Consider the following 11,725-nt stretch of genomic DNA (forward strand, 5'->3'; position numbering starts at 1 on the left):
CAGTCTGAGCCTGTCGAAGACTCGTGTGCAGGGGCCCTGTCCGCCATACTTCGACGGGCTCAGTATGACACCCATTTTTTAAGTTGTCATGGATAGGTTAAGAGGAATATTTTCCGATAAAATCTGTCGGTACAAAATCGGTAAGCCACACCTTGTTTTCTGACAGATAGAATTTATGACCCAGCCGGTGCATTTCACCCGCCGCAACGGTTAACACAACAGGTTTACCATGGCGTTGACCAACCTTAACAGCCGTTTCAAGGTCGCTGCTCAGGTGTACGTGTTGCCGGCTCCGCTTTTCGAGCCCGGTTTGCAAAATCGCCTCAACCGACTGGCTCCCTGTGCCATGATACAGCACATCCGGTGGTATCTGTGCTTCATAACCCAGCTCAACCTCAACCGAATGCCCCTGGCTGGCTCGGATCTTCTGCCGGGCATCATCAAATGCGAAACGCTTTTTGGCGTTAGTTTCAACTATGTGGTTCAGTATTTCAAGAGTTATGGCTTTACCATGCGCAGCCGCTTTCAGCAGCAACTCGTCAACGGCTACCCAGCCCTGCTCATCAAGTTTAATATTTATTACTTCGGGCTGATGACGTAATACCAGGCTTAAAAATTTGCTTAGGCTGGTAGTTTCTTTTTCGCTTATCATTAGCACTAATATAAATGCTTTACGTCACGAATTTAACAAACTGCTCAAATTCTTTCCCTGCGGTACAGGGCTATCCCCAGCATAATGCTCCAGTGATTTTCGGTATAGATCTTTCATTTGTTTAACCAGGATCCGCGGACCAAGCACTTTCAGTTTAGGCCCGAAACCGAGCAATTCACGCTCCAACTCGAAGTTCATGATCACCCTAATGCTGAATATTGTTCCGTCTGCCGTAACTTTTAATATTTTTTGCGTGTGGTGCAATGGTTTGGTAATAACATACGGGGCATTTTTATCATCTACCCAAAATATGACTTCATTATCGCGCTGACCCGGCGATTTGGTAACGCCAAGCACATCATTATAATAAGTAGCGAGATCGATCCTGGTGTTTTCAATATATTCATCGGCATGTACTTCAACAGTCTGGATCCTGTCGAGCGCCAGGGTAAGCAGCGGTTTATTTCTTATGTGCGATATACCCAAAACAAACCATCGGTTACGGTACTCCTTCAACAAATAAGCGCTGAAACAAAATGTACTGGCCTCCCTGGCCTTAAACGACTGGTAGCTAACACAAAGCGTATTCTTAGCTACAATAGCCTTGCGGATGATCTCAATCCATTCCAAACCTTTCAGGTTATCGTTTTTTTCAAAATCAACCACCGGTGTGCTGTGCGTCTTCTGGCTGTAGATCTTGTCTTCCAGTTTGGTTACCATTTCGTTAAGGTCGGCAAAATGCCCCAGGCCTTTAAACTGGCCCAGCAAACCGGCTACCTCGCTAAGCACCTGCATGTCCTGGTTATTGAGGGGGATGTTATTGATGCTGTAATTCTTGTCGGAGTAGGTGTAATACTTTTTATCAACCACTACAATAGGCGCTTCGTACCCCAGCTTATTACTGCGCATCATTTCAATATCGGCCTGTACGGTGCGGCGGCTTACCCCGCTGTCTATCCCCTGGTATTCGTACAAAGCTTCGGAGCAGGCTTCAATCAGATCGTCAAGCGTCCACTGCCGGCGGCGGTTTTGCAGGCAGCTATCAATGGTTCGGTAGCGGATAAGGGCGTTGCGGTTTACAGGCATATTTTGATTTCGGATTTAGGATGTTAGATTTCGGATTTATTTATTCTTTAATTTCCCTACCCCCTTTGCGGCGAAGCCGGAGAGAGGGTCGACAAGCTAAGCGATGTCGGGGTGAGTCGACACACCAGTTCATGACTTTTTTATAATATTATTAAATTATTTTCAACTGCGCAAATACATTGCGCAGTTGAAATTTTACTTTGTATCGTTAAATAACAAAAGCAGCTAAACAAGAAACCCCTCCGCCAATTGGCGGAGGTTTAAGAGCGCTATGGAAAAGATAAAAATAAGCAACAACGAATTAACCGCATTAGGTATTAACGACGTAAAAATATTGGAGAACTTTAGCCGTGTGGCGAATGGCCTGCTAAAACACGGCGTAATGGATAAGGAACAGATCCTGGCCAACCTGGAAGCCCTTATTGACGACCCAATGCCTTATGCCCTTAAAAAAGGCGGCAAATTCAAGAACCTGGCCGAGGCGGTAATTGATCTGCGAAAAGAAGGAAAATTTTTAAAACAGCCGCGAACCAACTTCGCACTGAAACAGGAAATTGCCGATTTCCCGGTTTACGGCCTTGAGCATATTGAAGTGGGTGCGCTTGCGCAGATGAAAACCGCGATTAAGTTACCCATAGCCGTAGCAAGCGCTTTAATGCCCGATGCCCACCAGGGTTACGGCTTGCCTATTGGCGGTGTGCTGGCTACAACTGCCAATACCATCATCCCCTTTGCGGTTGGGGTGGATATTGCCTGCCGTATGTGTTTGAGCATCTTTGATTTGCCTGCCGGTGTGGTTGACACCGAAACCGACATTCTTAAAGGGCTTCTGCTTGATCATACCAACTTCGGCATTGGCGGGGTTACCAAAACGCATTTTGATACCTCGTTGTTCGACAGCCCTGTATGGAGCGAAACCAAGACAATCCGGAACCTTAAGAATAAAGCCTATTCACAATTGGGTACCTCGGGTACCGGCAACCACTTTGTTGAATGGGGCGAACTTACCGTTGCCGAAGGAGCGCTTGAAGGCATCCCGGCCGGTGGTTACCTCGCTTTATTGTCGCACTCAGGTTCGCGCGGGTTTGGAGGGAGCATTGCCGATCATTACTCAAAAATTGCTATGAGCAAAACCAAGCTTCCGCAGGAGGCCAAGCATTTGGCATGGTTAAATTTAGATAACGACGAAGGGCAGGAATACTGGATTGCCATGAACCTGGCCGGCGATTACGCCAGCGCCAATCATCACGAAATCCATAACAAAATTGCCCGTGCGCTTAACCTTAAACCGGTAATGATGATTGAAAACCACCACAACTTTGCCTGGAAAGAGCAGCTTGCCGATGGTACCGAAGTAATGGTACACCGAAAAGGCGCTACTCCGGCAGGCGAAGGTGTATTAGGGATCATTCCCGGCAGTATGAGCACACCTGGCTTTGTAGTGCGCGGTAAAGGCGATGCTGCATCCATCAACTCAGCTTCGCATGGTGCAGGCCGTTTAATGAGCCGAAGCGCAGCCTTCAAAACTGTAGACCCGAAAGCAGTTGCCGCTAACCTCATAGATAAACGCATTACCCTGATGGGAAGCGATTTGGACGAAGCGCCGATGGTGTACAAGGATATCCATGCTGTGATGGCCGCCCAGCATGATCTGGTTGATGTACTGGCAAGCTTTCAGCCGAGGATAGTGCGGATGGCGGATGCTAAGGAAAAGCCGGAGGATTAGGAGAAGAGTCTTAACTTGGGAGTTTGAAGTTGAAAATCAGATTTTTAATTATATTTCTAAACGCTGCCGCAAGTGTCCTCGTGGCCGTTGCACAACGAATACTTAGACAACAAATAAGTATTCGTTATCTAATCACTTTCCTGAAAAACCTGATTATGTGTAGTAAAAACGGGAGCTTTTAAATGCTTCTAAAAGGCTCATTATTACCTGCAAGAACGACTTTCCTTCATATTTAATTAACTTTTTAAGATTGTAAGCGATTCCTGCCATCAACATGCATTTATTGGCTAATTCTATTCCAATTGTATTTACTTTTCTCATTCCCAGGTACTCAACCAGCGTTCCAATGACAGGCTCCACTGTGCTTTTTCTTATGACCATCATTTGTTTGCCATAGGCCTCGTTTAATCGTTTGTGCATGTCGTCAAACAGCGGCTTAGAAAGCGAATTTGTAATTGTTTTATAGGTTGATTTTTTGAGGCACTGTTTGCGAACAGAACATACCGCACAATCGGATCGTTTACTCATATATTCTTTAGAAACGCCGTGATGATCCTTATAACCAATAAATTTTAAGCTATTACCCTGACTACATTGGTATGTATCATTTTCAGCATTATATGTAAAACCCTGCCGTTCTGACTTGTAAGTGCCTGTGTTGGGGATATATCCGGTAATTCCTCTTGAAACAAGGCTTTGCAATACAGTTGAACTGCTATAATTAGCATCCGCAATTACTTCCTTTACCTCCAAACCATGATCTCCGAGATTGACACAAACTTTATCAAGCACTGTATCAAGACATTGGTTGTCCTTTTTGTCTGCATGGCAGGCTCCAATGCTTGTAATCACATAGCTGGATGTATCTACGCTAAGCTGACTGAGATAATTTAACTTAGTTACCTTGCCCGGTTTTACAGACATTCTCGCATCCGGATCAGTAGTACTTGCCCGGTTAGCATTACTGCGCTTTTGTGTTTTTTGCCTTCCTGATTTATCGGATAAGTGATCATCTCCTTCAGTTGCCTGACCTTCTTTTAACTGGTCTGTGAACACCTGTCCATCCTCTAAAATATCCTCAACACTACTCATTGATGCATTCGCTTTTACAAACACACTATCAACTGCCTGTCTTTTGCCGGTTAACATTCCTTTGTCTATGCACTGCTTTAATACTTGTTTAAATAATTGGTTAAATATGTCTTCATCATAAAGCTGACGGGTACGACTTAAAGTAGAATGCCAAGGCAATTCTTCGTCGATATCGTAACCAATAAAATAAAGAATATCAAGGCGCATGGATGATATGTTAATGATGCGCCTATCACTTGGCTGATTCTCCAAATAGCCTACGAGTAATAACTTAAAGAAAACAACCGGGTCAATACTTTTTTGTCCGTCTTTTCCGTAATACTTAGCGGTAGAAGCATATAAAAACTGAAGATCTAGTGTTTCTTTCAGCTTTCGGTATATGTTGTCTGCCGGAACACGGTCGGATAATTGGAAATTGGTAAAGAGTTTCTCTTGATAGTGCTTCTTTCCTTGCATGTCATTAAGATACTAAAAACCAGTATCTTAACATAAATTATTATAAAATAACTGGCGCGTTGTGCAACGGCCACGTCCTCACTTGTGGCCCGCGTTTAGTTATCTACATGGAGAGCCATGTTTGCTTAGCATAATGCCCACAAGCGAGGGCGCTTGCGGGAGCTGGGACTGGGCAGGCAAACAACTAAACCGAATCACGAATGCTTATATTGCCGCAATCATATAACCTCTTGCTTGAAGTATTTTATTGGGGCCTGCAATGGGAACTAATTACAAAAGCCGAAGCTGTAAAATGGGCCGATGATATCATCATCACTACAGAAGATATTCCGGATTATTTTTTCATTGAGCTTTCAATGAGCAAGAGCATTACAGAAGCAAAGGTGCTTATCAAAGACAAAATAAGTATAAGCAATGCACCTATTATAGGCAATGTATTGCTTGGGTTAATTTATCATAAACTCAATAGCAATAATATCGGGTTACAAAAAGCATGCGAAGTAATGGACCGCATCGCGTTAAATGATACGATGGCCGGTGACAAAATGGGGGTGCTATACCAGTTTAGCGATGAGCTGCAGGAAGCATTCCGCCCGGAACACTACGACTATCTGCGTATTGAAATATTACAATTTTTATCGATCTATAAAGATTTTGCATTGGACAATTACGATATGTGGCCTTCCATAAATGACCAAATCGAAACGCTCATTTTTAATATAGCACAACAAAGAATTGATCAGAACGAGACATTCAAGCAGGCGCAAAACCACATCAATTTTGTACGCCAGTTTACTATAAAAATGGCATTGTATATATTGATATTGGGAGCCGAAATAGTAATTTTATCAAAGGTTGATTTAACATATAAACTCAGTAAAGATCTCTATGCTATATCATTAATAATATTGGCAATTGCGATGTGTTATCCTGTTGTATGGGTGATATATCGTGCACTGTCTAAGCTATTTCGATTATAATCTTTATTCACCTCCATTCCCTATCTTTACCCTACCATGGAAGCCAAACCTTTTCTCCAGGAGATCCAACTGAAACGCGATACGGTACCATCTTTTGATACCTATCCATTTCACATCCCTTCCATCAGGAGCTTAAAGTCGTTAAAGTTCCATCGCGATGTTACTTTTATCATTGGCGAAAATGGTTCGGGGAAATCAACGCTGGTAGAGGCCATCGCTTTGCATATGGGTTTCAGTATCGAGGGAGGCTCAAAAAACGCGCAGTTTCAAACGCATAATAATTCGTCGCAACTTTTCAATTATTTAACCGGTATAAAAAGCTACAAAAAGCCAACCGATTATTTCTTTCTCCGGGCCGAAAGCTTTTATAACGTAGCCACCTATATGGAAAACGTTTATGAAAACGACAAAGGCTCGTTTGCACGACAATACGGTGTAAAGTCGCTTCATGAATGCTCACATGGTGAATCGTTCATGGCAACGCTAACCAACAGGCTTACCGGCAACGGGCTTTACATATTTGATGAGCCAGAGGCCGCATTGTCGCCAAACAGGCAGATGGCCGCACTCTCACTCATCAATACGCTTGTGAATGAAAACTCACAGTTCATTATCGCCACCCACTCCCCTATTTTATTAGCTTATCCGGGTGCAACCATTTACCAACTGGATGATTCGGGTATTAAACAGGTACGTTACGAAGAAACGGAGCATTACATGGTTACCAAACATTTCCTGAACAACTATGCAGAGATGACGCGGATCCTTTTTGGGGAATGAGTGGTTTCCTCCAAGATTTTTTAAGCTCCCATATTACCGGTCTTAACCTCCCCGGCGCGTTTGTAATTAACAAAGATCACTCCGCTTGGCGTAACGGTGCTTTCCGTTACCTCCAAAGTAGTAGGCACGGTGTCCTCACTGAATATGGTTTTTCCTTTGCCAAGCAGTACCGGGTATATTTTGAGCCAAAGCTCGTCTACCAGGTCATGTTTCAGTAACAGCTTAACCAGTTCCCCGCTGCCCCAGACTTTGATGTCCGAACCTTCTGAATCTTTCAGTTTTTTAATACCATCTACACTTGTAAGGAACACGCTGTTGTTCCAATCGGATTTATCCTTTGTATTGGATAGCACATATTTTGTTACCTCATTAATACCTGGCCAAAAACTTGCATGTTTAGGCCAATACTCTTCAAAAATGTCGAACGTTTTCCGGCCTAACAGAATATCTGTCGCTTCCATCTGCTGCTGCATCATCTTACCCGAAACTTCATCCATAAAAGGTGCCGACCAGCCGCCATATTTAAAACTGCCTGATTGGTCCTCTTCCGGTCCGCCGGGTGCCTGCATTACGCCATCTAAAGACATGAATGTTAAAACGATTATCTTTCTCATAAGGATTTTGATTATTGCTTTTATAATGATACAAATCTCCATAATAAGCTAATAATGCCAGCGGTGCAGATGCGACAAATAATAGGGCGAATGCGACGGGAAATGATGCATTCTTTTATAAAGGATTACCAGAAAACTGTAGCTTTATATAAACTGTACCAATCATAAATGGGTCAAAGAGCAAATTATATACTTATTGAAAACTCCCTGCAAACTATTTATTATAACCATTGGAGAGCTAATTGTATAACCTCTGATCTTTATCTTGGAGAAAAGCGCTTTATAAATTTTGTAAGATCATGTAAGGCGGTGACTGTATTCCTGAATGAAGTTTGGGTAGAAGGATTTGTAATTGTTAATATCGATAAAAAGACACTCCATTTTTGGAGTTTAGAATTCGGCACAACATCAGCAACCAGTTTTTACTTAAAGAACCTTCAAGGCAAATGGAAAAATTGGTCAGTAAATTTACTTTACAACAAAATGTATGATATCGAACAGATTTTAAATATCGATTATATTTCACAGCAAAAGCAATTTCCTCTATTAATAAACACAGCAGATGAGGTAATTAATGATAAAGTTGGCGAATTTGGCGGTACCATAGTAATTATAAAAACACCAATTGCAACACATAAAACTCAATTAGGAAATGTTTCTATAGCTGGTATATTAAACTTTGGAGAAGCTGTTGTGGATATTTTATTACATAAAAAAGAGTATCCACTGCCAAAAGAAGAAGAAGACAGAGTGTTTGCGACCTTAATAATAGATACAGTTCATAAAGCGATAATCATTGACAACAGCGAATTTGGGTTGTGGGAACAATGTCAAGGCAAATGGAATGGATATAGTTTTAAAATGGGAGACTTTGGTTACATTGGAGCCTTAGAACTTGCTAATATTAATACTGACCAATTAGCTATGACTTCCGAACAGATCAAAATTGCCTTCAATGGCCTGATCAAGCCCTCGAGAAACTTTGATCCTGTTGGATTTGCGGGAAAGTTATTAAACGAAAACAAGGATATAAAATTTAGCGCAGGCTTTTTCGACTCCGTACAACCTCGGCCTAACTTAATTGAAAAGCTCAATAGAACTATCAGTAAATTATTTAGTACAAAAAAGGATCAGTAATATAAACGGCAATGGAGTTTTGTGAGGCCGAAGAGAGACTCGAACTCTCAAGAGGCAAGAATTAACATTTACGAAGCACCTGGGTATCTTTAAGGTGTGCTCCCGACGAGATTCGAACTCGTACATCTGAATCCAATTTCATCAAAAAGCAAACAGTAGAAATGTTTCTGACTTTTAAATTACAAATTCCCCCTTCACCAAACATCTTTAAACAATGATTTTATAATTTCTTTACCCCGGTTATATCAGCTGTTAGCTATATTGCAGGCACCATATGAAAAAGAACTATATCGACCTGCTTGAAAACATCTATGCCCTGGCGCAAACCGGTATCAGGTATACCAAAAGCCCTTTCGATATGGAGCGCTATCAAAAACTGTTGGATATAGCCACACAGGAATACAGCGAATTTACCGGCCTGGAAACCGAAGTTTTAAAAGAACGCTTTCGCAAAGACCTGGGATATGCCACACCCAAAGTAGGCGTTAACGGCATCTTGTTTGATGACAACGGCCGACTACTGGTTGAACATCGCAGCGACGACTTTTTATGGGGATTGCCCGGCGGCTGGGTTGATATTGGCGAAGACCCGGAAACAGCCATGAAACGTGAGTTTTGGGAAGAGGCCCGGCTAATTGTTGAACCGGTTGAGATCATTAAATTCTTCGCTGTCCCCGCCGGACAGTTTCAGCAGCCCCATAGTTCGGTAGTAGTGCTTTATTTATGCAAATACGTTAGTGGCAATATCGAAACATCCATAGAAAGCCTCGAAATAAAATTTGTCGATCCGGCCGAAATAATCACCTGGCATAAAAACCACGGGGAGTATGTAAAAGAGGCCTTACTTCATCGAAAAAAAGCCCTGTCGCAAGTGTAAATAAATTTGTTTCGGTCACTTCTATTTTATCCACCCCTTTATGAGCTGACGGTTTCTTTTTTTCAGTCTCATTTAATATACTTTACGCAAAACCGGCAACTATCCGCATAAAACGGGGCTCCATTTCACATAAAGCGTAAATATTTGACCATCAATAAAATATAAATGTATATTTATATACCTGCTCGCTTAGCAATTAACTGAACTCAAACTGATTTTTAAACATTAAAGCCATGAGTACATCAACCAAAGCATTCGACAAAAACACCTCTATGGGTTTTAGGGACAAAAATACCTCAATGGGATTTGCTGATAATGAAACAGGCCTTGAGCCCGAAGACGAAGCCGCCGACGGATTTTTAGCTTCGCCCGAGCCGGATGATGCAGCTGAAGAACCTTCGATGGATAGTTAGGAAACTGTTTTATCCGGCTGGTACCATTGCCCTGTATATCTATCCCCTTCCTAAAATGGGGGCTTTGTTTTATTTTATAATTTATGCTAAACCACATACTAAAGGGAATGGTTTGCGTATGCCTTTTAACCGGCATCGCCACGGATACCTATGCTCAAAAAAACATATTAAATCAGCTAAGACCAGAAGCGGCCCGGCATAAAAATGATACCGCGGGTGTTGAACCATTACGCCAATTAAGCTTACAATTGCAGGCCACCCGGCCTGATAGCGCGCTGATTTATGCGCAGCAGGGGCTTGAGCTGGCCCGCAAATTCTCGTTCAAAAAAGGCGAGGCCGATTGCATGAACCGCCTGGGTGTGGTTTTATGGAAAAACGGCAAGTATGACCAGGCCCTTTCTTTTTTACTCAACTCACTAAAAATACGCGAAGAAATTAACGACCGTCTGGGTATTTTAAAAAGCCTCAGCGATATAGGCATCGTTTACTCCGACCAATTGGATAACGTAAAAGCCCTATCCTACCATTTTAAGGCTAAAGCTGTTGCCGAAGAACTGCATGAAACAGCGCGCCTGGGAATTATTCTGGCCAATATCGGCAACTGCTACATCAAGCTTAACAAGGTTGATTCGGCTTTAAACTATGAGATGCAGGCTTATGCCATAAAGCAAACCCTGAAAGATACGGCTACCATGCCTAACACCTTATCCATTTTAGGCGACATTAACTATAAAATGGGACACACCGCCCTGGCGCTTGATTATTACCGGGTAAGTATAAGTTATGCTGCAAAAGTAAACGATCAAAACAGCCTTGCCGACAGCTATAACAGCGTAGCACAACTCTATAAGCAAAAAGGTATGGCCGATTCAAGCATCTATTATGCAACGCTGGCCCTTAATGCCGCAAAAGCCGCCCTATATCCCGAGGGGATTTTTCACGCCAGCAACCTGCTTACCGATGTGTACCGGGGCAAAAATGAGCACCTTGAACTGCTTTATTTAAAAACCGCACTCGCCGCCAAAGACAGTATGTTCAATGCCGAAAAAATTAAGCAGATCCAAACCTTAAGTTTTAACGAAGCAGCGCGGCAGGAAGAAATTGCCGAAGAAAAGCACCGCGAAGAAGAGGCGCGGATAATTAATCTGCAAATGGTGGGCATAGCTGTTTTTATCCCGACATTTTTTTTGGTAGTGTTACTGCTGAGCAAAAGCCGTACCCACCGCAAGGTGATTGAGTTTATGAGCGTGTTATGCCTGCTGCTGGCTTTTGAATTTCTAACCCTGTTTATTCATCCTTTTGTGCAGCGCCTCAGTAACCATTTACCCGTACTTGAATTGGTAATCCTGGTATGCCTGGCCTCCGTGCTGGTACCATTCCATCATAAGCTTACACACTTCATGCATGAGCGGCTGGTACACGGGCATAAACCTCAACAGCCCCCAGTTACCGCGGCGGTACCTTCGCCAGAGAAAAAGGAAACTAAACCACCTGCCGCAAAACGTAAACCTGCGTAAGGTTAAATACAGTTTTATTTTTTAGAGCTTTTATTTACTTTTTTAGCGCAAGTCTTGCGGGCTCGGATGTGTGCTGGCTGACTTGTGATACGCAAGCCCAAGTTACCCGACTCATCAATCCCGGCCCGCAAAACTTGGGCTAAGGATATTCTCGTCCCTTCAGGGTCTCTCGCAGAGGACCCTGAGGTATCCGCCGTGCAGATCACCCAGCTTTTAAACACAAAACACAGCAATTTCAATAAATGTTTGCCTTGCCGCCGGCTTGGCAAATGGGGTGTTGAAACAAGCATGACGAAGTTTATTATGTCTTACGTAAAAACGCCCCCTCACCCGGTTAAAATCACGGTTAAGAATTGGGTTAACGATTTTTTGTGGGTTAAAACGTTGGTTAGCGG

The 11,725-nt window shown here is 42.9% G+C and carries 11 protein-coding genes; 7 read left to right on the forward strand and 4 right to left on the reverse strand.

Going from position 1 to position 11,725, the window contains the following annotated elements; all coding sequences use genetic code 11:
- Window positions 1-97: 97 nt before the first annotated feature.
- The gene (locus tag J3L18_RS13710) at window positions 98-652 is read right to left on the reverse strand and encodes an RNA 2'-phosphotransferase (protein WP_129567567.1); all 555 of its coding nucleotides are present in this window, start codon (window positions 650-652) and stop codon (window positions 98-100) included.
- 24 nt (window positions 653-676) lie between these two features.
- Entirely contained in the window at window positions 677-1,738 is a 1,062-nt protein-coding gene (locus J3L18_RS13715) for a helix-turn-helix transcriptional regulator (RefSeq protein ID WP_129567568.1), read from the reverse strand.
- A 271-nt stretch (window positions 1,739-2,009) separates the two neighbouring features.
- Here J3L18_RS13715 and J3L18_RS13720 point away from each other — a divergent pair, with 271 nt between their 5' ends.
- Window positions 2,010-3,464 carry an RtcB family protein gene (locus J3L18_RS13720; RefSeq protein WP_129567569.1) on the forward strand — a complete coding sequence of 485 codons (1,455 nt, stop codon included), beginning with the start codon at window positions 2,010-2,012 and terminating at the stop codon, window positions 3,462-3,464.
- Between the two features lie 153 nt (window positions 3,465-3,617).
- On the opposite strand, the gene J3L18_RS13725 is transcribed toward J3L18_RS13720, so the two are convergent.
- Window positions 3,618-5,012 carry a transposase gene (locus tag J3L18_RS13725; RefSeq protein ID WP_208102422.1) on the reverse strand — a complete coding sequence of 465 codons (1,395 nt, stop codon included), beginning with the start codon at window positions 5,010-5,012 and terminating at the stop codon, window positions 3,618-3,620.
- Between the two features lie 200 nt (window positions 5,013-5,212).
- Between J3L18_RS13725 and J3L18_RS13730 the strand changes: the two genes are divergently transcribed.
- Window positions 5,213-5,992 (forward strand): hypothetical protein, encoded by a 780-nt coding sequence (locus tag J3L18_RS13730; protein WP_129570345.1) that lies wholly within the window; start codon window positions 5,213-5,215, stop codon window positions 5,990-5,992.
- 36 nt (window positions 5,993-6,028) lie between these two features.
- Window positions 6,029-6,772 (forward strand): AAA family ATPase, encoded by a 744-nt coding sequence (locus J3L18_RS13735; RefSeq protein WP_129570344.1) that lies wholly within the window; start codon window positions 6,029-6,031, stop codon window positions 6,770-6,772.
- Between the two features lie 20 nt (window positions 6,773-6,792).
- Here the strand turns inward: J3L18_RS13735 and J3L18_RS13740 are convergent, their stop codons facing one another.
- The gene (locus J3L18_RS13740; protein WP_129570343.1) at window positions 6,793-7,386 is read right to left on the reverse strand and encodes a dihydrofolate reductase family protein; all 594 of its coding nucleotides are present in this window, start codon (window positions 7,384-7,386) and stop codon (window positions 6,793-6,795) included.
- Between the two features lie 168 nt (window positions 7,387-7,554).
- On the opposite strand from J3L18_RS13740, the gene J3L18_RS13745 reads away from it, so the two are divergent.
- The 4 genes from J3L18_RS13745 to J3L18_RS13760 all read left to right on the forward strand — a co-directional run bounded on the left by J3L18_RS13745 (window position 7,555) and on the right by J3L18_RS13760 (window position 11,330).
- The gene (locus tag J3L18_RS13745; protein ID WP_129570342.1) at window positions 7,555-8,523 is read left to right on the forward strand and encodes a hypothetical protein; all 969 of its coding nucleotides are present in this window, start codon (window positions 7,555-7,557) and stop codon (window positions 8,521-8,523) included.
- 274 nt (window positions 8,524-8,797) lie between these two features.
- Window positions 8,798-9,400: an NUDIX hydrolase N-terminal domain-containing protein gene (locus tag J3L18_RS13750; protein ID WP_129570341.1), complete on the forward strand. Its 603-nt coding sequence runs from the start codon at window positions 8,798-8,800 to the stop codon at window positions 9,398-9,400.
- Between the two features lie 233 nt (window positions 9,401-9,633).
- Complete coding sequence (locus J3L18_RS13755; RefSeq protein WP_129570340.1) at window positions 9,634-9,813, forward strand: hypothetical protein; 180 nt, start codon at window positions 9,634-9,636, stop codon at window positions 9,811-9,813.
- Window positions 9,814-9,896: 83 nt separating this feature from the next.
- Window positions 9,897-11,330, forward strand: coding sequence for a tetratricopeptide repeat protein (locus J3L18_RS13760; protein ID WP_129570339.1), 1,434 nt, complete (start codon window positions 9,897-9,899; stop codon window positions 11,328-11,330).
- Window positions 11,331-11,725: the final 395 nt, after the last annotated feature.

The sequence above is a fragment of the Mucilaginibacter gossypii genome, from assembly GCF_017569325.2.
Taxonomy (GTDB): domain Bacteria; phylum Bacteroidota; class Bacteroidia; order Sphingobacteriales; family Sphingobacteriaceae; genus Mucilaginibacter; species Mucilaginibacter gossypii.